The 23,358-nt window shown below is 60.3% G+C and carries 26 protein-coding genes; 17 read left to right on the top strand and 9 right to left on the bottom strand.

Annotated elements, in window-relative coordinates:
* The first annotated feature begins 2 nt into the window (after nucleotides 1–2).
* The 11 genes from hflX (at nucleotide 3) to Q8M73_10070 (ending at nucleotide 11,116) form a co-directional block, all read left to right on the top strand.
* Nucleotides 3–1,409 (top strand): GTPase HflX, encoded by a 1,407-nt coding sequence (gene hflX, locus Q8M73_10120; protein MDP2288904.1) that lies wholly within the window; start codon nucleotides 3–5, stop codon nucleotides 1,407–1,409.
* On the top strand, nucleotides 1,402–3,372 hold the full coding sequence (locus tag Q8M73_10115) for an ATP-dependent DNA helicase (protein MDP2288903.1): 1,971 nt from the start codon (nucleotides 1,402–1,404) through the stop codon (nucleotides 3,370–3,372). The genes hflX and Q8M73_10115 overlap by 8 nt, the downstream gene beginning before the upstream one ends.
* 26 nt (nucleotides 3,373–3,398) lie before the next feature.
* On the top strand, nucleotides 3,399–5,162 hold the full coding sequence (locus tag Q8M73_10110; GenBank protein ID MDP2288902.1) for an MFS transporter: 1,764 nt from the start codon (nucleotides 3,399–3,401) through the stop codon (nucleotides 5,160–5,162).
* 4 nt (nucleotides 5,163–5,166) lie between these two features.
* Nucleotides 5,167–5,376 carry a helix-turn-helix domain-containing protein gene (locus Q8M73_10105; GenBank protein ID MDP2288901.1) on the top strand — a complete coding sequence of 70 codons (210 nt, stop codon included), beginning with the start codon at nucleotides 5,167–5,169 and terminating at the stop codon, nucleotides 5,374–5,376.
* Between the two features lie 54 nt (nucleotides 5,377–5,430).
* Nucleotides 5,431–5,691 carry a toxin HicA gene (locus tag Q8M73_10100; protein ID MDP2288900.1) on the top strand — a complete coding sequence of 87 codons (261 nt, stop codon included), beginning with the start codon at nucleotides 5,431–5,433 and terminating at the stop codon, nucleotides 5,689–5,691.
* A complete protein-coding gene (locus Q8M73_10095) occupies nucleotides 5,675–6,037 on the top strand; it encodes a type II toxin-antitoxin system HicB family antitoxin (GenBank protein ID MDP2288899.1) in 363 nt (120 codons plus the stop codon). Before Q8M73_10100 ends, Q8M73_10095 begins: the two co-directional genes overlap by 17 nt.
* A gap of 138 nt (nucleotides 6,038–6,175) precedes the next feature.
* Nucleotides 6,176–7,273: an acyl-CoA dehydrogenase family protein gene (locus Q8M73_10090; protein ID MDP2288898.1), complete on the top strand. Its 1,098-nt coding sequence runs from the start codon at nucleotides 6,176–6,178 to the stop codon at nucleotides 7,271–7,273.
* An 11-nt stretch (nucleotides 7,274–7,284) separates the two neighbouring features.
* Complete coding sequence (locus tag Q8M73_10085) at nucleotides 7,285–8,523, top strand: acyl-CoA dehydrogenase family protein (GenBank protein MDP2288897.1); 1,239 nt, start codon at nucleotides 7,285–7,287, stop codon at nucleotides 8,521–8,523.
* Nucleotides 8,524–8,604: 81 nt separating this feature from the next.
* Nucleotides 8,605–9,519: an SDR family oxidoreductase gene (locus Q8M73_10080; GenBank protein MDP2288896.1), complete on the top strand. Its 915-nt coding sequence runs from the start codon at nucleotides 8,605–8,607 to the stop codon at nucleotides 9,517–9,519.
* Nucleotides 9,520–9,539: 20 nt separating this feature from the next.
* Entirely contained in the window at nucleotides 9,540–10,337 is a 798-nt protein-coding gene (locus Q8M73_10075; GenBank protein ID MDP2288895.1) for a thioesterase family protein, read from the top strand.
* Nucleotides 10,337–11,116, top strand: a complete 780-nt coding sequence (locus Q8M73_10070; protein ID MDP2288894.1) for a thioesterase family protein — start codon at nucleotides 10,337–10,339, stop codon at nucleotides 11,114–11,116. Before Q8M73_10075 ends, Q8M73_10070 begins: the two co-directional genes overlap by 1 nt.
* A gap of 46 nt (nucleotides 11,117–11,162) precedes the next feature.
* On the opposite strand, the gene Q8M73_10065 is transcribed toward Q8M73_10070, so the two are convergent.
* From Q8M73_10065 to Q8M73_10055, 3 genes are all read right to left on the bottom strand, one after another.
* Complete coding sequence (locus Q8M73_10065; GenBank protein ID MDP2288893.1) at nucleotides 11,163–11,402, bottom strand: toxin; 240 nt, start codon at nucleotides 11,400–11,402, stop codon at nucleotides 11,163–11,165.
* The gene (locus tag Q8M73_10060) at nucleotides 11,402–11,662 is read right to left on the bottom strand and encodes a ribbon-helix-helix domain-containing protein (GenBank protein ID MDP2288892.1); all 261 of its coding nucleotides are present in this window, start codon (nucleotides 11,660–11,662) and stop codon (nucleotides 11,402–11,404) included. Before Q8M73_10060 ends, Q8M73_10065 begins: the two co-directional genes overlap by 1 nt.
* Nucleotides 11,663–11,741: 79 nt before the next feature.
* A complete protein-coding gene (locus Q8M73_10055) occupies nucleotides 11,742–11,891 on the bottom strand; it encodes a hypothetical protein (GenBank protein ID MDP2288891.1) in 150 nt (49 codons plus the stop codon).
* A 276-nt stretch (nucleotides 11,892–12,167) separates the two neighbouring features.
* Between Q8M73_10055 and Q8M73_10050 the strand changes: the two genes are divergently transcribed.
* A complete protein-coding gene (locus tag Q8M73_10050; GenBank protein ID MDP2288890.1) occupies nucleotides 12,168–12,377 on the top strand; it encodes a hypothetical protein in 210 nt (69 codons plus the stop codon).
* On the opposite strand, the gene lexA is transcribed toward Q8M73_10050, so the two are convergent.
* Entirely contained in the window at nucleotides 12,355–13,083 is a 729-nt protein-coding gene (lexA, locus tag Q8M73_10045; GenBank protein ID MDP2288889.1) for a transcriptional repressor LexA, read from the bottom strand. The two genes, Q8M73_10050 and lexA, sit on opposite strands and share 23 nt — an antisense overlap.
* A 216-nt stretch (nucleotides 13,084–13,299) precedes the next feature.
* Between lexA and Q8M73_10040 the strand changes: the two genes are divergently transcribed.
* Complete coding sequence (locus Q8M73_10040; protein MDP2288888.1) at nucleotides 13,300–13,734, top strand: LysM peptidoglycan-binding domain-containing protein; 435 nt, start codon at nucleotides 13,300–13,302, stop codon at nucleotides 13,732–13,734.
* Nucleotides 13,735–13,799: 65 nt separating this feature from the next.
* Here Q8M73_10040 and Q8M73_10035 read toward each other — a convergent pair whose 3' ends face one another.
* The 4 genes from Q8M73_10035 to Q8M73_10020 form a co-directional block, all read right to left on the bottom strand.
* A complete protein-coding gene (locus Q8M73_10035; protein ID MDP2288887.1) occupies nucleotides 13,800–14,186 on the bottom strand; it encodes a hypothetical protein in 387 nt (128 codons plus the stop codon).
* On the bottom strand, nucleotides 14,183–14,392 hold the full coding sequence (locus Q8M73_10030) for a type II toxin-antitoxin system HicA family toxin (protein MDP2288886.1): 210 nt from the start codon (nucleotides 14,390–14,392) through the stop codon (nucleotides 14,183–14,185). The genes Q8M73_10035 and Q8M73_10030 overlap by 4 nt, the downstream gene beginning before the upstream one ends.
* Nucleotides 14,393–14,505: 113 nt before the next feature.
* Nucleotides 14,506–14,817 carry a type II toxin-antitoxin system PemK/MazF family toxin gene (locus Q8M73_10025; protein ID MDP2288885.1) on the bottom strand — a complete coding sequence of 104 codons (312 nt, stop codon included), beginning with the start codon at nucleotides 14,815–14,817 and terminating at the stop codon, nucleotides 14,506–14,508.
* A 17-nt stretch (nucleotides 14,818–14,834) separates the two neighbouring features.
* A complete protein-coding gene (locus Q8M73_10020; protein MDP2288884.1) occupies nucleotides 14,835–15,158 on the bottom strand; it encodes a hypothetical protein in 324 nt (107 codons plus the stop codon).
* A gap of 426 nt (nucleotides 15,159–15,584) precedes the next feature.
* Here Q8M73_10020 and nrdR point away from each other — a divergent pair, with 426 nt between their 5' ends.
* Nucleotides 15,585–16,073, top strand: coding sequence for a transcriptional regulator NrdR (nrdR, locus tag Q8M73_10015; GenBank protein MDP2288883.1), 489 nt, complete (start codon nucleotides 15,585–15,587; stop codon nucleotides 16,071–16,073).
* A gap of 53 nt (nucleotides 16,074–16,126) precedes the next feature.
* Nucleotides 16,127–18,991: a vitamin B12-dependent ribonucleotide reductase gene (locus Q8M73_10010; protein MDP2288882.1), complete on the top strand. Its 2,865-nt coding sequence runs from the start codon at nucleotides 16,127–16,129 to the stop codon at nucleotides 18,989–18,991.
* A 190-nt stretch (nucleotides 18,992–19,181) separates the two neighbouring features.
* Here Q8M73_10010 and Q8M73_10005 read toward each other — a convergent pair whose 3' ends face one another.
* The gene (locus Q8M73_10005) at nucleotides 19,182–19,529 is read right to left on the bottom strand and encodes a nucleotide pyrophosphohydrolase (protein ID MDP2288881.1); all 348 of its coding nucleotides are present in this window, start codon (nucleotides 19,527–19,529) and stop codon (nucleotides 19,182–19,184) included.
* A gap of 216 nt (nucleotides 19,530–19,745) precedes the next feature.
* Between Q8M73_10005 and Q8M73_10000 the strand changes: the two genes are divergently transcribed.
* Complete coding sequence (locus Q8M73_10000) at nucleotides 19,746–21,530, top strand: DUF2075 domain-containing protein (protein MDP2288880.1); 1,785 nt, start codon at nucleotides 19,746–19,748, stop codon at nucleotides 21,528–21,530.
* A gap of 173 nt (nucleotides 21,531–21,703) precedes the next feature.
* The gene (locus Q8M73_09995; GenBank protein ID MDP2288879.1) at nucleotides 21,704–23,353 is read left to right on the top strand and encodes a lipocalin-like domain-containing protein; all 1,650 of its coding nucleotides are present in this window, start codon (nucleotides 21,704–21,706) and stop codon (nucleotides 23,351–23,353) included.
* Nucleotides 23,354–23,358: the final 5 nt, after the last annotated feature.

Raw genomic sequence — 23,358 nt, 5'->3', positions numbered from 1 at the left:
ACATGACTGAGCGAGATTTTGAACCCGACGATCTGAGTCTGGGCGCCTACGACGGCCTTGAACTTGAGGAGCGCAATGCGCTTCGCCGTGTTGCTGGGCTCAGCACTGAACTCCAGGACATCTCCGAGGTCGAGTATCGCCAGGTTCGCCTTGAGCGGGTGATCCTCGCCGGAGTGTGGACTGAAGGCAATCAGGCTCAGGCCGACCGCAGCATGAAAGAACTCGCGCTGCTGGCTGAGACTGCAGGCTCTGAAGTGCTCGAAGGCGTGATTCAGCGTCGCGATTCACCAGACCCGGCCACTTACCTTGGCTCGGGCAAGGCCATCGAACTGCGCGCGCTGGTCGTTGCCCTTGGGGCTGACACGGTGATCTGCGACGGAGAACTCAGCCCCAGCCAGCTGCGCAAGCTTGAAGAGGTACTGAAGGTCAAGGTTGTCGATCGCACCTGGTTGATTCTTGACATCTTCGCCCAGCATGCGCGCAGTCGAGAGGGCAAGGCGCAGGTCAGCTTGGCCCAGATGCAGTACCTGCTGCCTCGACTTCGTGGTTGGGGTGAATCACTCTCACGTCAGGCCGGTGGTCGTGCCGGTGGCGCAAGCGGCGGTGTGGGTACTCGAGGTCCTGGTGAAACCAAGATCGAGACTGACCGCCGCCGTATTCGCGCCCAGATGACCAAGCTGCGCCGCGAACTCAAGGAGATGGAGAAGGCGCGCACCACTCAGCGCTCGATGCGTCGTCGTGCTGCCGTGCCTGCTGTGGCGATCGTTGGCTACACCAACGCCGGCAAGTCCAGCCTGCTGAACCGCATCACAGGTGCCGGAGTGCTCGTTGAGAATGCGCTGTTCGCCACCCTTGATCCGACCATTCGCAAGACCAAGACTCCAGCCGGTAAGGAGTTCACCCTCACGGACACTGTTGGCTTTGTGCGTCACCTTCCGCACCAACTCGTTGAGGCCTTCCGATCGAGCCTTGAGGAAGTCAAAGGTGCTGACTTGATCATCCACGTGGTCGACGGAAGCGATGAAGCACCTGAAGAGCAGATCGCTGCAGTGCGCGAGGTGCTCAACGACATAGAGGCCAATGCCATCCCTGAACTGATCGTCATCAACAAGGCCGATCAAGCCGAGCAGGATCAGCTCGTCACTCTGCTGCGCCGCGAACCTCATGCTGTTGTGGTCTCAGCGCTCACTGGCCAAGGCATCGAAGAACTGCTGCTGGCCATTGAAGAAGACCTTCCGCAGTTGATGCAAGAGGTGGATCTGGTCGTGCCCTACTCGCGCGGTGATCTCATCTCGCGCGTGCATGAACTCGGCGATGTCATCGACCTTGACCACCTTCCTGAAGGCACGCATGTGCATGCCCGTGTGCCCAAGTACCTCGCGAACGTGCTCCAGGCAGCGCGTGTCTGAACTTGATGATGCCCTCGACGCCGTAGTTGAGTCGATCGGCGGTGAAAGGCGCGAGGGTCAGCACGCAATGGCACAAGCAGTGGCTGACTCAATTGAGGGTGGCGGTCACGCCATCATCCAGGCTGGCACCGGCACCGGAAAGTCTCTGGGCTATCTCGTACCAGCAGCACTGCATGCGGTAGCCACCAACGACTCAGTCATTGTTGCCACGGCAACACTTGCACTGCAGCGCCAGTTGATTGAGAACGACCTCCCGCGACTGACTGCTGCTCTTGAAGGCCAGCTCCACCGGCCAGTCACCTACGCCGTGCTCAAGGGTCGCAACAACTACATCTGCCTGCAGAAGCTGCACGGCTCGCCTGCTGAGGATGACACGGAAGCGCTGTTCGACACCCCACGCAGCGCACTGGGTCAACAGGTAGTTGCGGTGCGCGCCTGGGCAGAGCAGACCGAGACCGGCGATCGCGATGAGTACGACGACGAGATCGATTCGCGTGTGTGGCGCAGCCTGTCAGTCGGACGTCGCGAGTGTGTGGGCGAGACAAAGTGCGTGTACGGGCAGGACTGCTTCACCGCCAAGCGACGAGCCAAGGCAAATGAAGCCGACATCGTGATCACCAATCACGCGATGCTTGCCGTTGATGCTCTTGAAGGCATTCCGGTTCTGCCAGAGCACGCCGCAGTCATCATCGACGAAGGCCATGAACTTGTTGATCGCGCGACAAGTGCGCTCACCGCTGAACTCAGCATTGCGCTGGCTGAGAGAACGATCAGCAGAGCAAGTCGCTTTGTTGAGGAGGCGATCCTCGAGCAGTTGCGTGATGCGCTGGATGCACTCGACGAAGCACTGCGCGAGGCAGCGCTGGACCTGCCAGGGCCAACGCGACTGCAGCCACTGCCAGACGAATTGATTCTTGCGCTGACCTTGCTGCGCGATGCCAGTCACAAGGTGATGACGGTCCTGAACAGCAACAAGGAAACTGCTGATCCAGATGCGCTTGCTCGCCTGCAGCAGGCCAAGGCCGCAGTTGAAGAACTCAATGACACGTCCGGCGGGATGCTCATCGCCGATGATCGCGAAGTCGTATGGATTGACCCGGGCGAGAACCGCGCGCCTATTCTGCGAAGAGCCCCATTGTCCGTCGGCGGCTTGCTCCGCGAGTCGCTCTTCAGTCGCTCGCCAGTGGTGCTGACCAGCGCAACACTGACCGTTGGCGGCGGCTTCGACTCACTTGTCGCCAGTCTTGGCCTGACCAAGGAGCCCGTCACCACGATGGACGTCGGCTCACCCTTTGATCACGCCAAGCAGGGCATCCTCTACGTCGCCAGTGAACTGCCAGCACCCAATCGCGACGGCGTGCCGATGGAAGCCCTGGACACCCTGGCCGAACTGATTGAAGCTGCCGGTGGGCGAACGCTCGCGCTGTTCTCCAGTTGGCGCGGAGTGGAACGAGCGGCTGAATATCTACAGGTTCGCCTGAACACTGAGAAGTACCCACTACTGGTGCACAAGCGCGGCGATGCGGTTGGACCGCTGGTGAAGAGCTTCGCCGATCGACCAGGAACCACATTGCTCGGCACAGTGTCGCTGTGGCAAGGAGTTGATGTGCCAGGGGAGTCCTGCATCTGCGTGGTCATTGACCGCATTCCCTTCCCCAGACCTGATGATCCGCTGGTAGCGGCACGGCAGCAGGCCATCGATGACGCTGGTGGTTCGGGCTTTCGCAGTATTGCTGTTCCCAAAGCCGGGCTACTGCTGGCTCAAGGCGCGGGCCGTTTGATTCGCAGCCTCAACGACAAGGGCGTGGTCGCCGTGCTGGATTCAAGGCTTGCCACGGCTGGCTACTCGCGAGCATTGCGGGCCAGCATGCCCCCGTTCTGGTTCACCACTGAGCGATCAACCGTGATCGGCGCCTTGAAGAGGCTCGATGAGGGCTTCAAGGAGACTGAGGGTGTCCAGTAGTTGAACGCTGGAGCATATACTTGGCAGTGAACGAGCGTTCACTTTCCAAGGAGCGACTTAATTTGAAGACTCGCACGTACTCGCCGAACGCCATCATTGCCGTGCTGGCTGTCAGTGGGGCCGTGGTGTCCATCATGCAGACGGTCTTCATCCCGCTGCTTTCTGAAATCCCGGCGCTGCTCAATTGCACGCCCGAACAAGCCTCGTGGTTGATCACCGCAACCTTGATCTCCAGCTCGGTCGCAATCCCCTCGGTGGCCAAGCTCGCCGACATGTACGGCAAGCGCCGGATGATGATCCTCAGCCTCCTGGTGCTGATCCTCGGTTCCCTGATCGGCACTTTTGGCGTCACATTCGGGCAGATGCTCGTGGCAAGAATCCTTCAGGGCTTTGCGATGGCCTTGATCCCGATCGGCATGAGCATCATGCGCGATCAGATTCCGCCGCAGAAGCTGCCCGGCGCGATCGCGTTGATGAGCGGCACGATGGGCATCGGCGCGGGCATCGGGCTGCCGCTGGGCGGTTTGATCTACCAGACTCTCGGCTGGCACGCGATCTTCGGCGTCTCAGCCATCACCGGCACTCTCAGTTTGATCGCGATCCTGTTCGTCGTCCCTGAATCGCCCATTCGCAGCGGCGGCAAATTCGACTACGCCGGCGCCGGTCTCATCTCACTTTGGTTGACGGCACTGCTGCTGGCCATCACCAAGGGCGAGCACTGGGGTTGGACCAATCCTTCGATCCTTGGCCTGTTTGCGATAGCAGCAGTGCTGTTCGCGTTGTGGATACCTCTCGAGCTTCGCGTCAGTCAGCCGGTCATCGATCTGCGCACCACGATGCACAAGCCAGTGATGCTCACCAACATCGCCACCTTCGTCGTCGGCATTTCGATGTACGCCAATATCTTGACCAGCACCCAGATGCTTGAGATGCCAACGAGTACTGGCTATGGCTTTGGTCTGACGGTGTTCCAATCGGGTCTTGTCCTGTTGCCATCGGCGGCTGCGATGGTGGGCATGGCCCCAGTAGGCGCGCGTATCGTCACGCAGTTCGGACCTAAGCGCGCAATGCTCGTCGGCTGTCTGATTCTTGCCGCCGGATACGCCTATCGCTATTACTTCGTCTCGTCGGTCTGGGAGATCGCAGTCGGCGCGATCATCGTCTCCGGCGGAACCATGATCGCCTTCTCAGCGGCGCCCAACATCATCATGCGTGTGGTGCCGATCTCGGAGACCTCTGCTGCCAACGGCCTCAACAACGTCATGCGCACGATGGGCACCTCGGTTTCCAGTGCAGCGGTCGCAGCGATCCTGACGGGAATCACGCTCCAAGTCGCCGGTGGCGCAGTGCTGCCCCAGCTGGCGGCATTCCAACTCGTCTACATCGGTGCAGCAATCGCTGCACTTATTGCCGCCTTCGTGGCCTGGTTCCTGCCACGCAATCTCGACGAGGCAAATGTGGCGGTCTCTGCTGGGGCAGATGCGCTGGCTCATCAAGAGGCAGAGCTGATGACTGAGCGTCCGCATGAGTTCGTCCTGCATGGCCGCGTCACCAATACAGACGGCATCGGGATCAACAACGCCCAACTGGTCTTCTCCACTTTGCAGGGTGAGCAGATCGATTGGGAGCGCACCGACGCCAAGGGCAATTACTCCGCGACCCTTCCCGAGCCGGGGGAGTACCGGATCGTGGTGCACGCCCAGGGCTGGCGCGATGTTGAAGAGATCGCCAGCATCGACGCCAACCATCCGCCACGTCATGTGGTCATGACATCGGGCGTTCGCGTTTAGCGAGTTGCGCACCGGGTCCGGCCTGAGTCAGCGTGAACTTGCGCAGCGCATGGGGACCACGCAGTCGGTCATCTCCCGCTTGGAAGAAGGCGGGGGAAGCGGCAATCGCGTCGACACCTTGGCTCGCGTTGCCATCGCGCTGGGTCGGCACCTGGTGATCTCATTTCCCGAGACCGTGCCGCTCAAACTCAAGGACGCTGTACAAGTCGCATGACACCTTCGAGGTTGTGGACTCCAGCTAGTGGTACCGCTAGTGGTACTATTCCTCATGTCGTCGGTAGCCAAGCTTGTCGCCGACATGAGGAACAACCCAAGGAACGTCCGATACCAAGACTTGCTCAAGGTCTGCGAGCACCACTTCGGAATGCCGCGCAGCAGCGCGACATCGCATGCGGTGTTCAAGACTTCATGGCCAGGCGATCCACGAGTGAACATCCAGAACCATCACGGCAAGGCCAAGGAGTACCAAGTCCGACAGGTGCTCGCGGCAATCGCAAAGAAGGAGGCCGACGATGACGACGAAGAGTAAGGCGAAGGCTGCCCCACAGGCTGACCATTACACCTATCGGCTTGGTTGGTCGGTGAAGGACAATGACTTCATCGCGACCGTTGTGGAGTTCCCGTCGCTATCGTGGATCGCGGAAACGCGCGAAGCTGCCCTCGCTGGATTGACGTCTGTTGTTGAAGAAGTCCTGCAGGACATGCTCGCTCAAGATGAACAGATCCCGGCTCCCTGGGACGAGCGGACCTTCTCCGGCAAATTCAACCTGCGACTTGGAGCTGACCTGCACAAGAGAGTCGCGCTTGAGGCCGCTGAACGACAGGAATCGATGAACACGTACGTAGTCAAGAAGCTTGGCTTCGTCGAGGCCTGAGGGATTCCAACGCGCGCGGCATGCGCCGGCTTCACCCCCAACGGTGACTAGAGATCTCGGTAAACAATTACCCTCTTTCGCCCACGGCCTCATCGGTGATCTGGCACGATTCAGGAAATCCCCTGAAAGTGAGGCCGCATGTCGAGCATGTCCGAAGAGCGCGAGGCTCTCCGCAGCGCAGTTGCCGATTATCTGGACGCCAATTACCCCATCGACAAGGTGCAGCGCATCGCCGATGGCAAAGAGACAGTGCCAGCTGACGCCTGGTTGAAGCTCTCGCAGGGCCTTGGCCTTGCCGGGCTGGTAATCCCCGAGGAATTCGGTGGTCAAGGAGCCGGCTATGCCGAACTCGGCGCGGTGCTGCAGGAGTTCGGTCGCACGCTGGCCCCGCTGCCGATGCTCTCCAGCGCAGCCCTTGGCACCTTGCCTTTCCTGCTCTGCACCGACAATGCTGTGAAGAAGCCCTACCTGGAGGCCCTTGCCGCAGGCGAGGCAACCGCAGCGCTGGCGTTGACCGAAGCCGCAGGCGAATGGCCCGTCGTGGCACATGAGACAAAGGCGAGCAAGTCCGGTGATGCCTGGACCGTCACCGGGTCCAAGAGCTTCGTGCTCGACAACGGTGGCGCCACCTTCTATGTGGTCACCGCAGCAACGCCAAGCAGCGTCGGCATCTTCGCCGTCAATGCGGCAGACGTCACCCGCACCGAGCTCAACGCCATTGACCTGACCCGCCCGCAGGGCTCGATCAGCTTCACCAACGCCCCGGCAACATTGCTGGCCGAGTCAGAAGACACCGTGAAGCAGCTGCAGCAACTCGCAGCGATCCTTACCGCCAGCGAGCAGCTCGGTGGCGCAACGGCAGTCATGAACATGTTCGTGGAGTACGCCAAGATCCGCGTGCAGTTCGGTCGCATCATCGGCTCATTCCAGGCCATCAAGCACATGTGCGCGAACACCCTGGTTGAGGTGGAGAAGGCCCGCGGCGCTGCAGAGGATGCAGCCGACAAGGCAGCTGAAGGCCAAGACGATCTGGCACTGGCAGCAAGCCTGGCCAAGGTCTCCTGCTCAGAGGCGTACACCAACGCCACGCTCACCAACATCCGCGTGCACGGTGGCATCGGCTACACCTGGGAGCACCCAGCGCATCTGTACTTCCGTCGCTCACGCAGCACCTCGGCACTGTTCGGCACTCCCGCGCAGCACCGCGAGGCACTGCTCGTCGGCTTGGGTTACTAGGAGGAATGACCATGACAACTTCAACTGACACCACCACTGATCTTGAAGCCTTCCGCGCCGAGGTGCGGGCCTGGTTCCAGGCCAATGGCAAGCGCTTGGACGACCACACCGCAGCTGCAGAGGCTGATGGCGAGACCGTGGACTACCTGACCTACGCCCGCGACTTCCAGAACAAGATCTACGACTCCGGCTTCTCGGGCCTTTCATGGCCAAAGGAGTACGGCGGCCAGGGCCTGACGATGAACCACCAGCGCGTCTTCAACGAAGAGGCCAATGGCTACGAAATGCCGGTCTCGCCATTCATGGTGACCCTGGGCATGTGTGCGCCAACGCTGCTGCAGTACGGCACTGAAGCCCAGCGCGAAGAGCACATCCCCAAGATGCTGCGCGGCGACGAAGTGTGGTGCCAGCTGTTCTCTGAGCCAGGCGCCGGATCCGACGTTGCCGGCCTGACCACCAAGGCGGTCAAAGAGGGCGACGAGTGGGTCATCAACGGTCAGAAGGTGTGGACCTCCGGAGCGCACTTCTCCAAGTTCGGCCTGATCGTCACCCGCACCAACGTGGATGTCCCCAAGCACAAGGGCATCACGATGTTCATCGTGGACATGAGCTCACCGGGCGTCACCGTGCGACCACTGCGCCAGATGAGTGGTGGCAGCGGCTTCAACGAGGTCTTCTTCGACAACGTCCGCGTTCCAGCAGCGAACCTGGTCGGCGAGATCGACAACGGCTGGATGGCAGCCATCGGCACGCTGATGAACGAGCGCGTCTCGATCGGTGCTGGCGGCGGCGGCCTTGGCCGTGGCTCGGGCACCCCGCAGTTCGACAACCTGTCCGAGCTGGTCACCAAGGTGGGCAAGCAGGACGACAGCGCAACCCGTCAGGAACTGGCTGGCATCTACGTCGAAGAGCGTCTGATCCAGATTCTCGGTGACCGGATGCGTGCCGGCATGAAGGCTGGCAAGGCTCCCGGACCTGAGGGTTCGATCGCCAAGCTCAGCGGTTCAGAGCTCGGCAAGCGCAGCGCCGATATGGCCATGAGCCTGCTCGCTGAAGCCGGCCAGGCCTGGACCGACGATGACGAGGTCGCGGCCCGCGCCGCAACCACGCTGCTCGCATCTCCTGGTGGCGCGATCGCCGGTGGAACTCCGGAGATCATGCGCAACATCCTCGGCGAGCGCTCACTGGGGCTGCCCAAGGAGCCGCAGGTTGATCGTGACCAGCCGTTCAAGGAAGTCAAGACCAACTAGCACCAAAGCAAGCACCACACCTCAGCGCAAGCACAGCGCGAAGAACACGAGCACGCACGACCACCACGAAGGAGTCTCAGCATGGGTGCATTGGACGGACGCGTTGCCATCATCACTGGCGCTGGTCGGGGAGTCGGGCGCGAGCATGCGCTGCTCTTCGCCAAAGAGGGCGCACTCGTTGTGGTCAATGACCTCGGCGCAGCCAACGATGGCTCCGGCAGTGACGTTGGCCCGGCGCAGCAGGTCGTCGACGAGATCATTGCCGCTGGTGGCGAGGCAGTGGCCAACACCGATGACGTCGCCAGTTCTGAGGGCGCGCAGAACATGATCGATCAGGCTGTTGAGGCCTTCGGTGACCTCAACATCCTGGTCAACAACGCCGGCATCCTTCGTGACCGCATGCTGGTCAACATGAGCGATGCGGACTGGGACGACATCATGCGCGTCACGCTGCGTGGTCACTTCGCGCCGACGCGTGCCGCTGCTCAGTACTGGCGCGCAAAGAGCAAGGAGCGCGGCATCACGCCGGCCAACATCGTCAACACCAGTTCGACCTCGGGGCTGTTCGGCAATGTCGGCCAGACCAACTACGGCGCTGCCAAGAGTGGCCTGGGCTCCTTCACTCACATCGCCCAGATGGAACTCGAGCGTTATGGCGTGACTGTCAACGCGATCGCCCCATCGGCCAGAACCCGCCTCACCCTCAGCGTTCCGGGCGCAGCAGAGGCCGAAGAAGAGCGACTGAAGACAGTCGACCCCAATGCCTGGGATCCGCGCGGCCCAGAGAACATCTCGCCCTTCGTGGCTTGGCTGTCCACTGCTGACTGCCCAAGCAGAGGTCGCACCTACTTCGTGCAGGGCGGCGCGGTCTACCTCTTCCAGCCGTGGGCAATCGTGGACTCGATCGAGAAGGAAGGCCTCTGGACGATCGACGAACTCAACGAGCAGGCCGCGAAGTTTGCCACCTACGAGTTCAACCTCAACCTGCCGTACTAGGCAGGAATTCACGAATAGGTATGCCCGAAGCTCCGCAACTCCAGCAGGTCCTTGCTGTTCACCAAAGCGGTGAAGACGAGTTCACCTCGCAATACGTCGCGCCCAGCAGGCTGCCGCTGTTCGGCGGCCAGGTGGCTGCTCAGGCCTTGAGCGCTGCATTTCCGACAGTTGCCGACAACTACGTCGTCAGCGCTGCGCATGTGAACTTCCTATCCGGAGGCGACTCGCTTGCCCCCGTGACATTCACGGTGCAGCGCCAGCGAGACAGTCGGGCCTTCGCCAACCGGCAGGTCCTCGCCACCCAAGGTGATCGCCTGATCGCCCATGCGGGCTTCACCTTTCACATACCTGAGGGTGGACAGGACATGCAGTTCCCGAGCATGCCGGACGTGCCCGAGCCGTCAGCGTGCCGTGCGATCGCATCACTGGCCCCGGGCTTTGAATCCCGCATCCCCGACTCGGAGCGCGATCACTTCTACTCGCCATGTGTGTGGGCCAGGCCTTTCCATCCACTTGGCGGTGATCCCCGGCTCAATGCCTGCGCTCTGCTCTATCTCTCGGACGCGCACAGCGGCATCCCCATGCTCCACAAGCTCACAGCTGAGGACTTCCACGCGAGTCTGGACCACTCGATCTGGTTTCACCGACCGGCGAACATGAGCGACTGGGTCTTCATGGACAAGGTGGGGGAGTCGCTGGCTGATGGCCGCGGCTGGTATCGCGGCCGGATCTTCAACCACCAGGGACAACTCCTGGCAAGCCTGGCCCAAGAGATGCTGCTTCGTCCGGCAAGCAGAACTGACAAGGTGGTGGAGTGATGGCAGAAGTCCCCGATCTCAAGCGGATCCTCGCAGTTCACCAGACCGGCGAGGACGAGTTCGCCGCTGACTACGTTGCGCCAAGCGTGCGCTCGCTCAACGGCGGACAGATGGCTGGGCAAGCATTGGCCTCTGCCTTCACCACTGTTGGCGAACACATGGACGCCAATGCCATGCACGTGTTCTTCCTCAATCCTGGTGATCCGCTGAAGCCAGTGGAATTCACCGTGCAGAGAGAGCGTGACAGCCGGGCCTTCTCGACACGGCAGGTGCTCGCGCACCAAGGCGCCCGACTGATCGCCCGAGTCAGCATCTCCTTCCACGCACCCGAGGGTGGAAAGCAAACCCAGATCCCCAGCAAGCCAGAAGTAGAAGAGCCAGAAGACTGCATGCGCCCCGAAGGCGCCCACATCGCGGGTTTCGAGATTCGCATCCCCAAGCAGGACGCCGACTATCTCTATGCACCGCGCCTGTGGGCTAGGCCTACCCCAGCGCTCGGTGATGACAGGCGACTCAATGCCTGCGCACTCATCTACCTCTCAGATCTGCATAGCGGTATCCCGCAACTGATCGATCTGAAGGACGAGGACTTCCACACCAGCCTGGACCACGCCATCTGGATTCACCGAGCTCCCAAGCTGGACGACTGGGTCCTGATGGATCACCAAGGTGAGTCACTTGCCGACGGACGTGGTTGGTATCGCGGACGCTTCTACGGGCACGATGGAACGCTGGTTGCGAGCATGGCTCAGGAGATGCTGATCCGTCCTGCCAAGTGATAGCTCAAAGAACAGCGGAAGCATTGTCGGCCGTGAGTTCCTCCGGCTACGGCAACAAATCGAAGTACTGCGCACGAGCTTTCATTGCGTGAATTACGAGTTCACGTCCGCTATCAAAGCGGAGTACTACGAGTTCAAGGAGTCGACCGGAGTCATCAAATCCGAGACGGAACTGGCGCGCCGGACTTTCGTCATCAAGATCCGCGATGTATATGGCTGTTGACGCAGCGTGAGCAGCACTGGTGGCGTCGATCTCGTGCTTAAGCGCGGAGGGGTGAACCTCCACTAGGCGGAGTCAATCCACGCGCGAACGGCCGCGCGGATAGCTTCTGAGCGACTGATGTGTTCACGATCGGCACACTTGTCCAGCGCTTGAAGCAAGGCAGCGTCCATCCGCACCGGCACCACAGAACCAGGCCCGTCGCCAGCGGGTTTGCGACCGCGCTTTCGCAGTCGCTCCACTGGATAGCCGGCCTCAGCTTCCTTTGCCCAGGCTTCGATCATCGCCTCAGTTACTGGGACCCCATCGATCTTTTCGTCCGCCACTTGTAAATCGTAATACGAAAAGAAAGTGGCGTCACGCTTCTGACTTCTCGTGGGCTCATGCATGGGGAAATCAGTCATCTCAATCGGCTTGAATAATCTCAATGGACTTCAAGCCATCTGTGAGTTTTGCTGTCGGCATGTGTGCGGCGAGCCAGCCCCGTGGCGTAGCAGGAGTTACCCGACCCTTACGAATTCCGCGGGCTAGGCCCTCGGGTAGTTCCTCACCCATGGTGGGTGCCTTCAGTAGCGCCACAGTCTGGCCGCGACTTGTGACCTGAAAAGCCGCACCTTTTTGAAGCGCGCTTCAGATATTGCGAAAGATGAGTCCGCAGTTCAGAGATCCCAACTTTCATGTGATGACTTAACTGGGGGCATAGAAAATCGTCAATCGGAACTGTGTCGTGCTGTGCACAAGTGGCTTCTCCGCCACGTGGCTAACGAGTCAGTTGCCTGGTGCGCGAGACAACGCGGGCTCAGGCTCGTGGCTAGGTTCCACAGTGAGGACATGTCGAGTGCCGTTGGTATGCGTCGACGCCGGGGCTTGGTGCGGTCTGGATGGAGTCGATGGCTCGATTCACCCACCCGCTCAGGCTACGAGCAGTTGAGTTACGCGCTACCGGGCTTCTCTCAAGACGTCACCGATGGAATCGCGCGCGATTTCGAGCTCAAGAATCCAATGGTGGAGTACCTGCTTACAGCTTGCGCAGCACCGTGACGACTTTGCCCATGATTGTGGCGTGGTCGCCAAGGATCGGGGCAAAAGCCGGGTTGTGCGGCATCAGCCACACATGACCGTCGCTGCGCTTCAAGGTCTTCACCGTCGCTTCGTCATCAAGCAGTGCGGCAACGATCTCGCCGTTCTCTGCAGTGTTCTGGGTGCGCACGACTACCCAGTCGCCATCGCAGATGGCTGCATCGATCATCGAATCGCCGACCACCTTCAGCATGAACAACTCGCCCTCGCCGACAAGATCGCGGGGGAGCGGGAAGACCGCTTCGACTTCTTGCTCGGCCAGGATCGGGCCACCAGCCGCAATGCGTCCAACCAGCGGCACAAGTGCTGCACCGGCGCGCACCGACTCTGAAGCGTCGAACTCCTCGGTGTTCTCCACCACGCGCAGGCGAGCGGGGGAAGAGAAGGACTCGCCAATGGCAGGCAGTTCGGTATTGGGGTCAGCAACCACCATGGCGCGGGGGCGATTGGGGTCGCGGCGCAGGTAGCCCAGCTTCTCAAGGCTCTTCAGCTGATAGGCAACTGAGCTCGGGGAGGTCAGGCCAACAGCCTCGCCGATCTCGCGCACGCTTGGGGGATAGCCGCGGTCATCGACCGAATCGCGGATCATCGTCAGGATCTGACGCTGCCGAGGGGTAAGGCCAGCTTCGTCTGCTGGGCCATCGGGCAGTTCCACAAGCTCGCTCATGCGTCCTCCGTCTGTCGATCTGGCTATCGATCTGTGCTCAACACCGCGGGTGTCAGACCCTCGCGACAGAGTTCACGTTAGCCGGACGACACGCCAAAATCAAACACATGTTCGAAAGAACTGGACGTGTCGCCGGGAAACATGCTACAAATCGCACAAGCGTTCGATCGAACACCTGTTCGAGAGAGTGTTCTTCCCCGAGAGAAAGGCACGACCATGGCGATCGCAATCCCGTTGGCTCCCGCCAGCACCCGCCGCCCGATCCGCACCACAAGTGCTCGTCGGTCGGTCCGCACGCCAGTTCGCACCACACCCCAGGTGCGCGCTACGAGTTCTGCTCACGTGTCGATGCAAAAGCCGGCCGCTCAGCTGACCCGTCGTGGTCGCCTGGTCGTGCTTCTTGGGGGAGTCATCGCGCTGTTCAGTGCCATGTTGATGTTCGGCTCATTTGCCAACGCAACACTGACCAACCAGGGCCCGGCAACGCAAATAGTTGTAGTGCAGCCTGGTGAGTCACTCTGGTCGATCGCCCAGACCATTGCGCCAAGCGCGGATCCTCGGGCGACGATCAGCAGCATCCGCGACCTCAACGGCATGACGTCCGCTGTGGTCGTCAAGGGTCAGTCGCTGATCGTTCCGGCCTTCAACTAATTCAGTCTTCGTAGGTCGAACCACAACTCAATAGAGATTGCACCATCGGTCTTCTTTCTCAGATCTCATTTCGCTAGCAATTGCGAAATACGTTGCGGTGAAAGGCCAATCAGGGCGCCGGCATCTCTGGTGCTGAACCCCTGTTCATGTAGATGTTCAACTGCCGACTTCGTCTTGCTGGTTGCCTGAAGCTGCGCATCCTGAGCAGTTCGGCTCGCTGCCTTTGCCTCATCGATCAATACTTGAAGTTGAGGATCGATTTCAAATGAGACGTTGACATCAAAAGAATCTGCTGGCACTTGAAGACCCAGGGCAATCGCATCGCGGGCCATGTATTCGATGCGATCGATTCGCTTGGCTTGGGTATGGATTGTCGAACCGAGTACCCCGTGCACGGTGATTGCCCACCAACCCTGGAAGTGAACAGCGGTGGCATCAAAGCTCTGCCTCATTGATCCAGCTCCTTCAGATAGGCGGCGCACTTCTTCAGTTCTCCGCGAGCGGTGAGTTCATTGATCTCCGCATGTCGGGGGATCCAAACTGCTCGCTCGTGGAGGTAATAGAGGTCGTGCTCACCTCCATGGCGCGCGAATTCGAAGGTCACTCCAGCCTCGCGGGCCAGCAAAACGAGCTGTTTCAAGAGTTGACGCCGTTTCACATGATATGTCTAGGGTACTCGACACCTTGAAGAAAGACCACTAGGCATTTCTGTGGACGGGCACCCCCAAAGTTAGGGGCCGTGTACAAAGTTCTGGTCGTTCGAGTGATGGATTAGTTGCGAATCCCTAAGGCCGCCCTGAGCCCCAAGCCGATTGACAGCATTGTCTGCGGGCTCACAGCACCAAGATCGCGTCGAACTTCATCTTCGTATAGCTCAACGATGTCATCGCAAAGAGCCCGTCCTGTAAAGGGTTCTTGACTCGACAACTCAATAATGGATGCAAGTTGAGGCTTAGAGCTGGTGGTCAGGCGCACAGCCAAGGCCTGCGGCAGCGCTGCATTGCGCTGGTTGTTGGAGACGACCAGAAAGTACTTCTCGGCCTCGAGGGGTGGGATGACAGCGGCATAGATGCGACCGCGCACTAACGGCCATGGGCCGCTCAAGGCTCGTCTGCCCAATACGGAGTTCGTCGCCTAGCCGCGGCTCGATTGGCTGCAATTTCGGTGACGGTCATTGATGCTGCCAAGGCTTGGTACCCCAGGATCTCGGCATGTTCTCGAATGGCGGACATCCCGGTGGCCCAGATTGCGTGCAGGAGCGCCGACTCACTTACCGGGCCAGATCGAAAATGGTCTGGGCTCAGTTCCGCTAGGGCTTGGCGAAGTTCTTCTGAGGCTTGCAGGGCCTGGAGGTCGTCGATATCGCGTTCATTCAGGGGTAGTGAAGGCCGGCGCACTATTCGCCCGTGGGTTCTGGAGACCATGAAGCAGATTGTGCTGCAGAAAGTGATGCATACACAACATGACGAATATTCCGATGGGAAGAGTGGGAGGACACCAGCTCATCGTGAGGCGATCAGCCCCAGGGAGCAATCAATTGTTGAGGACTTGTGGGGGCAGGCCCTGGTACTTGCGCCCTGGGAACAGCAAGAAACTCGCCGAGAAATGCCCGGCGCGCCGTACCTGCATCGCTTGCAATCGCCCACGGATGGGTCTAACGTCGCACCCCTAGATGTAGTGGTCACAGCAGTGTGATTCCTCCACAGGTTGTGGCCCTTCATCAACAGGTTATCTACAAGGTTTCCCAAGGAAATCCCCAAGATGGCCGAAATAGCGTTACAGATGTGACGAAAGTAAATGCAAGTGCAGGAAGTAAACGGAAGTGCAAGACGAGAACGGGGGTGAACCAAATGCGGTGTCCTTTCTGCAAGGAAGACGACTCACGGGTCGTGGACTCCCGCGCAGCTGAAGATGGCCTGGCCATCCGCCGCCGCCGCGAATGCGCCAACTGCGGTCGCCGGTTCACCACTGCCGAGACTGCACTCCTCCTGATCGCCAAGCGCTCGGGAGCCCTTGAATCCTTCAGCCGCGAAAAAGTGGTCAACGGAGTCCGCAAGGCCTGCCAGGGCCGACCGGTCAGCGACGACGATCTAGCCCGTTTGGCCCATCGGGTCGAGGACACCCTGCGTGCAGCTGGCGCAGCCGAAGTCCCCGCCCAAGAGGTTGGCCTGGCCATCCTCGGCCCGCTTCGTGAACTCGACGAAGTGGCCTACCTGCGCTTTGCCTCCGTCTACCGATCCTTCGACACCCTTGAGGACTTTGAAGCCGAGATCGCTCTGCTGCGTGCAGAGGGCGAACCAGTCGGCAAGGAGCCCAGCACCACCAGCACCAAGCAGTAATCCCCACCAAAGGCTTCCCAGTCCTTATTCGCATTTATCGAAAGGCACCATCCATGTCGGTCACCACGAACCTCGCAGCAACAGAAGGCTTCATTCACAACACCTTGAACAATCCCGGCCTGGTGATGGAACGCCTCTATACGACTCCTGGTCAGCATCCATATGACGGTGTGACCTGGGAGCGACGCGATGTCGTGCAGACCAACTGGAAGACCGGCGAGAGCGTCTTCGAGCAGCGCGGTGTGGAGTTCCCTGACTCGTGGAGCGTCAACGCCTCCACCATCGTGACCACCAAGTACTTCCGCGGAGCCGTGGGCACCGAGCAGCGCGAGTGGAGCCTGAAGCAGCTGATCGACCGGGTCGTGCTGACCTACACCAAGGCTGGCAAGGAGAACGGCTACTTCCGCACCGACGCCGATGCCGAGATCTTCGAGCTCGAGCTCACCCACATGCTGCTGCACCAGGTGTTCAGCTTCAACTCACCAGTGTGGTTCAACGTGGGCACCACCAGCCCGCAGCAGGTCAGCGCCTGCTTCATCCTGTCCGTCGACGACACCATGGATTCGATCCTGAACTGGTACCGCGAAGAGGGCATGATCTTCAAGGGCGGCTCCGGCGCCGGCTTGAACCTCAGCCGCATCCGCTCCGCCAAGGAGCTCCTGAAGTCATCTGGTGGCACCGCCTCTGGCCCGGTCAGCTTCATGCGCGGCGCCGACGCATCCGCCGGCACCATCAAGTCCGGTGGCGCAACCCGACGTGCAGCCAAGATGGTCGTGCTCGATGTTGATCACCCTGACATCGAGGAGTTCATCGAGACCAAGGTGCGCGAAGAGGACAAGATCCGCGTGCTTCGCGATGCCGGCTACGACATGGACCTTGGCGGCAAGGACATCGTCAGCGTCCAGTACCAGAACGCCAACAACTCTGTGCGCGTCAGCGACCTGTTCATGCGCGCCGTTGAGAACAGCGAGGACTTCGGTCTGACCTCACGCACCTCCGGTGAAGTCATCGACACCGTCAACGCCAAGGACCTGTTCCGCAAGATGAGCGAGGCCGCATGGGCCTGCGCTGATCCGGGTATCCAGTACGACGACACCATCAACGACTGGCACACCAACCCCGAGACTGGCCGCATCAATGCGTCCAACCCCTGCTCGGAATACATGAGCCTGGATAACTCCTCCTGCAACCTGGCCAGCCTGAACCTGCTGACCTTCTTGAAGGAGGACGACACCTTCGATGGCGTGAAGTTCGCCAAGGCCGTGGAGTTCATCATCACCGCGATGGACATCTCGATCTGCTTCGCCGACTTCCCAACCGACCCGATCGCTGACACCACCAAGCGCTACCGCCAGCTGGGCATCGGCTACGCCAACCTGGGCGCCCTGCTGATGGCAACCGGCCTGCCCTACGACTCCGACGGTGGCCGCGCATTCGCCGCAGCCATCACCAGCCTGATGACCGGCACCGCCTACAAGCGCAGTGCCGAACTGGCCGGCATCGTTGGCCCATACGACGGCTACGCACGCAACGTCGACGGTCACAAGAAGGTCATGCGCAAGCACGCCGCAGCCAACGACACCGTTCGCAACATCACCAGCCTTGATGGCGATGTTGCCAAGCTGGCCAACCAGGCCTGGGCTGACTGCCTGAAGATCGGCGAGCAAAACGGCTGGCGCAACGCGCAGGCCTCAGTGCTCGCCCCGACCGGCACCATCGGCTTCATGATGGACTGCGACACCACTGGCATCGAGCCTGACTTCTCGCTGGTCAAGTTCAAGAAGCTCGTTGGTGGCGGCTCAATGCAGATCGTCAACCAGACGATCCCGCGTGCGCTGAAGAAGCTCGGCTACGCCGAGGAGACCATCGAGGCCATCGTCGAATACATCGGCGAGAACGGTCACGTCATCGATGCCCCAGGCTTGAAGACAGCCGACTACGCGATCTTCGACACCGCCATGGGAGTCCGAAGCATCACCCCCCTTGGCCACGTGCGCATGATGGCTGCAGTGCAGCCCTTCATCTCCGGTGCGATCTCCAAGACGGTGAACATGCCCGAGAGCGCAAGCATCGAAGAAGTAGAGGACATCTACTTCCAAGGCTGGAAGCTGGGCATCAAGGCGCTGGCGATCTACCGCGACAACTGCAAGGTCGGACAGCCACTGAGCGATGCCAAGGCCAAGAAGGTCGACGAGATCATCGAGCTGACCGCAGAGGCAATCGCCGAACTCACGAGCAAGCCAACCCGCAAGCGCCTGCCGAAGTCACGCCCATCCCGCACCACCAGCTTCAGCGTTGCCGGCGCCGAGGGCTACATGACCGCAGGCAGCTACGACGACGGCCATCTCGGTGAGGTCTTCCTCAAGCTCGGCAAGCAGGGTTCAACCCTGGCCGGTGTGATGGATGCCTTCTCGATCGCGATCAGCATCGCCCTGCAGTACGGCGTGCCGCTGGATGCCTTCGTGAGCAAGTTCGTCAACATGCGCTTTGAGCCTGCTGGCATGACCGATGACCCGGACATCCGGATCAGCCAATCGATCATGGACTACATCTTCCGCAGGCTTGCCCTTGACTACCTGCCACTTGAGCAGCGCGAAGCACTCAGCATCTTCACCGCTGATGAGCGCACCGCAACTGTCAATGCCAACTACGGAGCATCTGCGCCTGCAGCTGACCTCGATGACATCATCGAAGACGACAGCATCGAGATCGCGGCAGAAGCAGCAGCGAACTCAGCGCAGACCATCCAGATCACCAAGCCAGCAACCAGCAAGGCGCACTCAAGTGCTGAACTGCTCGAGGAGATCACCGGCATCGCCAGTGATGCACCACTGTGCATGACCTGCGGGATCAAGATGCGTACTGCGGGTTCCTGCTACGTGTGTGAAGGATGCGGGAGCACCAGCGGCTGTAGCTGATCAACAGAAGGAATGCAGTTGCTCACGGGCCAGACAGCATTGGTTAATGGGCGAGGCAGAAGTCCCGAAAGGGGCTTCAATGGCTACCGATGGTCCGGCTCTCGGCAGAGCGCCGGACCATCGCCTTGTCTGCATATGGTGCCAAGACGTAGATGTCTACCGAGTCTGCCGCGTCAGATCGGACTTCGTCTCAGTCCTTGATGGGCGCAATTCCCTGAAAAGTGCCAGCGTCAAAACGACTCTCAGCCTCCGCGAGTTTGCGTCTTGTCGATGCACTGAGATCGACGTCCAGGATGTCTGCCAGTCTGATGAGGTAGAGCAGGACATCAGCCATTTCTTCGCCCGCACGTTCTTGCATTCGACCGTGTGACGCTTCGGCGCGGGCTGTATCTGCTGGCAGCCACTGGAAGAGTTCTGCTAGTTCTCCCACTTCGCCGACAAGTGCGAGAATCAAAGACTTGGGATCATGGAACTGCGCCCAGTCCCTGTCTTCGGAGAATTGACGCATCAGCAAAGTGAGTTCGTGGAGATCCGACACGGCACGACTATCCCACGTTCATTTGTCCGATTCTGCCCATACACTGCATCTCGCGGCCCGACTGGCTTCCATCAGATTCAATGATGGACACGCCCCCACCCGCACGAATCAATTCGTGCTGTCTGGGGGCTGTCCTTGGTACTGCTGCGTCAGTCCGTGGCTGGGCTGCGTTCGCTCCTGGAATCGAACAGCGCGGTCGAGCAGATGATGGCCAAGATGCTCGCAACTACCGGACGACGGCCGTCAGACAGTGAACAACGGTCATGGCGGGCTTCTCTGCCGGTGCTGGCGAGTGACCTTGTTGATGCAGGCCTGTCGAATATCGAAGTTCTTGTCGAGTATCAGTTGCCACTCACCAGCAAGCGCGCAGACGTGGTGCTGGCAGGCGTTCATCCGAGGACAGGCAATCCAACGTATGTAGTGGTCGAATTGAAGCAATGGTCGGATGCCCAGAACTTCGAAGGCGATCCCAAGCTTGTGCATGTGGCTGCTTACGGCACGCGGCCGGTATTGCATCCACTCGAGCAAGTAGCGGGCTACCGCCAGTACATGCTTGATTTCCTCCCAGCGCTTCAAAATCGTGAGTACGCCATCCAAGGGATCGCGTACTTGCACAACGCGACGCAATTGGGCGTGGATGACCTCTTTGCGCTGCCGCAGAGCTCGGGCTTGCGACTATTCACAGGTGATCGTCGCGCCGACTTGCATGACTTCCTCCGCTCTGTGCTGTCCACGGAAGTGTCGGGAGTTCAGGCAGCTGACGAGTTGATGGCATTGGCGGTTGCCCCGAGTCGTCAGCTGTTGTCTGTCGCAGCCGACGAAGTGCAGAGTCGGGAGCAGTTCGTTCTGCTCGCCGAGCAGAAGCTGGCCTATGAATTGGTGCTCCACGAAGTGGAGAAGGCAAGGCGTGGGGACCACAAGTGCGTGGTGGTCGTCTCTGGTGGGCCTGGGAGCGGCAAAAGTGTCATTGCTTTGTCCTTGATGGGAGAACTGGCGCGCCAAGGTCGTTCTGTGCTGCACGCCACGGGATCTCGATCCTTCACACAGACTCTTCGTACAGTTGCGGGACGAGGTTCAACTCGCGTCAAAGCGATGTTCAAGTACTTCAATCAGTTCATGGAAGCTGAACCCAATTCACTGGATGTGCTGATTCTCGACGAGGCCCACCGCCTCCGTGAGACTTCTGTCAATCGCTATACGAAAGCGCACCTGAGACAGGGCAGACCGCAGATCGATGAGCTGATTGCTGCTGCCCGAGTGCCAGTCTTCCTGCTTGACCAGAATCAGGTTGTGCGGCCAGGTGAGATGGGATCGGTGCGGGAGATCACTGAGTGGGCCGCGAACCTCGGGCTCGAGGTTCGCATGATCCAACTTGACGATCAGTTCAGGTGTGGTGGCAGCCAAGCGTTCATACATTGGGTTCACCGACTGTTAGGGCTGGAGGCCGGTGGCCCCGTCGCCTGGGTAGGCGATGACCATTTCACTCTCGAGTCCGTAGCCTCACCTGAGGTCATGAGCCAGCGACTTGGCCATGTGAGAGATCAGGGCTTTGGCGCTCGCATTACTGCGGGCTACTGCTGGCATTGGAGTGATCCGCGAACCGATGGAAGCCTTGTTGACGACGTGGTTGTGGGCAACTGGTCGCGACCATGGAACGTCAAAGGAGACAGAGCCGTCGGAGGCGCCCCGCCCTCGGCCTTATGGGCTACCGATCCAGCCGGATTCGGGCAAGTTGGCTGCGTGTACACGGCCCAAGGCTTCGAGTATGACTGGAACGGAGTCATACTCGGACCAGATCTCGTTTGGCGCACAGATCGATGGGTTTCGGTGCGCTCGGCAAGCAAAGACCCCGACTATCGAAGTCAAAAAGCCCTGTCCGATGAGGAATTCGACCAACTCATCCGCAATGTGTACAAGGTTCTTCTGACAAGAGGAATGCAAGGAACACTCATTCACTCTGTCGACGCTGAAACGCAGGAGTTCTTGAGAAGCCTCGTCTAAGTGCTTCACCCAACATTCATGATTGAACCGTGTCAGTCGAGACGTCCAAATCTACTTCCCGAACGCATCCTTCTCGGCGCCGACGCCGAGGTCGATCCGTAAGTGCCGATGGTCTGTGATGTCTCTATCGCCGAGCTGATGACAGAGCCGCGCGCTGGTAGAAGGATGGGTCCATGACTGACATGGACAAAGCCACGCAGGACAGCATCGCGACCGCACTGTGGATGCGCGAGTTCGACCCAGCAGCGATCCCGGCCGACGTCGCGGCGGTGCTCGACAGCCCGAAGAACAGCCCGGCGGCTCTGGGGCAGCGGATGCGCGCCTTCCTGCGTTACCTGTCGGACCATCCTTTGTCGCACACCCCTGACATGACCAAGACGTACGAGCGACTGCTCAACTTCTGCGACACACTCACTCCGCAGCAGGCCTACATCTGGCAGACGTCCCTTCTGGGGCCTCCGGCCACAGTGGGGTACGACCAGGTGCCGGCGGTTGCCGATCTGCAGTTCCCGCGCGACCACCTGCCCAAGGTCCGCAGCCAGGTTGGCTGGCACTTCTTCGTCGGCAGTTGCTGGGACGCGGACGGCAACGAGTACGGCGCCGAACTCATGTTCTTCCAGACGGCCCTGTTCCCGCCAGACTTTGCGGCTGGCCTTGGACTTACCGATGACGAGAACCAGATCGTTGAGCTGCAGCTGGCCATCAGCGAGAAGGGCGGTCGCCACTACCAGGCCGAGCCGGTCGTGCTGGCCGGCACCAGTGGGCTGGTGCGGGTGGAGCAGGAGCCCTTCGTCTATCACTTGGGTCGCAACGAGATCCGGTGCCACACCACCGAGGGCTTGTTCCCGGTGACGATCAAGGGCTGGGGCATTGACCGGGGCAGCGAGCCGGGAGTCGAACTGGGACTGGACATCACCTTTACTTCTGGCAAGGAAACGCTTCTGCAGGGGGAGAACGGGTGCATGCCGTCGATCGACGGGACTGGATCGCTGTATTACTCCATTCCCAACCTGGTGCTTGACCCGTCGTGCAGCACGCTGACGCTGGACGGCCGGACGGTTCAGCTCACGAGCGGGACGTTCTGGTTCGACCACCAGTGGGGCCAACTGTCCGGCGCGGGCCGCAGCAGCGTCATGCGCGCGGCGAAGTATTCAACCGATCCCGAGCCGGTTGGGTGGGACTGGTTCATGGCTCAGCTCTCCGGCGATCGGCAGGTGACAGTCTTCTCACCACACCGCAACGCGATGAGCGCCTTCTACGAGCAGACCGGTCCCACGCCGCCGCCCACGATGACTGTTCCCGTCAAGGGGACGTACATGGCGGCCGACCGCTCAACCTCACTGGTGCACGGCACTCTTGAAATCGCCGACTGGGTACGAGCGGATCACTCGCCCAATCCGGCCCGCTACTTCATCACGAACACGTGGTACCCGAACTCGTGGTCCTTCACGCTGGACGAGACCGTGCCCGAGGACATCCGGGAGTTCCTCATGACCCCGATCGTGGACCAGGCGCAGTCCGGGTTCTTCGCCAACGGTGCCCAGTACGCAGAGGGGGCAGTGGTCATCACCGCACCCGACGGAACCGATATCGGCCGCGGCTTCGCGGAGTCGGTCTCCTACGCCGACACCCGCGATACGACGTTCGCCTTAGGCGGATTGCCGCACACGCCCGAGCACATCGAGTCGATGTCGATGCGGCACACGCCGAAGGCCCTTGCCCTGATCAATGCCGCCTATGTGCTGGCCCATAAGAAGGAGCTGCAAGAGATCGGGGAGGAGTCCGCGGGCATGCAGTTCTTCGTCGATACGCCAGCTACCTAGGCCGG

This window comes from Actinomycetota bacterium (assembly GCA_030684515.1).
GTDB lineage: Bacteria > Actinomycetota > Actinomycetes > S36-B12 > S36-B12 > UBA11398.
The sequence above is the reverse complement of the archived record's forward strand: the minus strand, read 5'-3'. Positions and strand labels throughout refer to the sequence as shown.

Coding starts and splice junctions, on each gene's coding strand:
- Q8M73_10040 (MDP2288888.1), top strand. CDS start 13,300: ATGGCGATCGCAATCCCGTTGGCTCCCGCCAGCACCCGCCGCCCGATC.
- Q8M73_10010 (MDP2288882.1), top strand. CDS start 16,127: ATGTCGGTCACCACGAACCTCGCAGCAACAGAAGGCTTCATTCACAAC.
- Q8M73_10100 (MDP2288900.1), top strand. CDS start 5,431: ATGTCGTCGGTAGCCAAGCTTGTCGCCGACATGAGGAACAACCCAAGG.
- Q8M73_10050 (MDP2288890.1), top strand. CDS start 12,168: ATGTCGAGTGCCGTTGGTATGCGTCGACGCCGGGGCTTGGTGCGGTCT.
- Q8M73_10085 (MDP2288897.1), top strand. CDS start 7,285: ATGACAACTTCAACTGACACCACCACTGATCTTGAAGCCTTCCGCGCC.
- nrdR (MDP2288883.1), top strand. CDS start 15,585: ATGCGGTGTCCTTTCTGCAAGGAAGACGACTCACGGGTCGTGGACTCC.
- Q8M73_10090 (MDP2288898.1), top strand. CDS start 6,176: ATGTCGAGCATGTCCGAAGAGCGCGAGGCTCTCCGCAGCGCAGTTGCC.
- Q8M73_10080 (MDP2288896.1), top strand. CDS start 8,605: ATGGGTGCATTGGACGGACGCGTTGCCATCATCACTGGCGCTGGTCGG.
- Q8M73_10035 (MDP2288887.1), bottom strand. CDS start 14,186: ATGAGGCAGAGCTTTGATGCCACCGCTGTTCACTTCCAGGGTTGGTGG.
- Q8M73_10095 (MDP2288899.1), top strand. CDS start 5,675: ATGACGACGAAGAGTAAGGCGAAGGCTGCCCCACAGGCTGACCATTAC.
- Q8M73_10055 (MDP2288891.1), bottom strand. CDS start 11,891: ATGGGTGAGGAACTACCCGAGGGCCTAGCCCGCGGAATTCGTAAGGGT.
- Q8M73_09995 (MDP2288879.1), top strand. CDS start 21,704: ATGACTGACATGGACAAAGCCACGCAGGACAGCATCGCGACCGCACTG.
- hflX (MDP2288904.1), top strand. CDS start 3: ATGACTGAGCGAGATTTTGAACCCGACGATCTGAGTCTGGGCGCCTAC.
- lexA (MDP2288889.1), bottom strand. CDS start 13,083: ATGAGCGAGCTTGTGGAACTGCCCGATGGCCCAGCAGACGAAGCTGGC.
- Q8M73_10000 (MDP2288880.1), top strand. CDS start 19,746: ATGCTCGCAACTACCGGACGACGGCCGTCAGACAGTGAACAACGGTCA.
- Q8M73_10070 (MDP2288894.1), top strand. CDS start 10,337: ATGGCAGAAGTCCCCGATCTCAAGCGGATCCTCGCAGTTCACCAGACC.
- Q8M73_10020 (MDP2288884.1), bottom strand. CDS start 15,158: ATGGTCTCCAGAACCCACGGGCGAATAGTGCGCCGGCCTTCACTACCC.
- Q8M73_10075 (MDP2288895.1), top strand. CDS start 9,540: ATGCCCGAAGCTCCGCAACTCCAGCAGGTCCTTGCTGTTCACCAAAGC.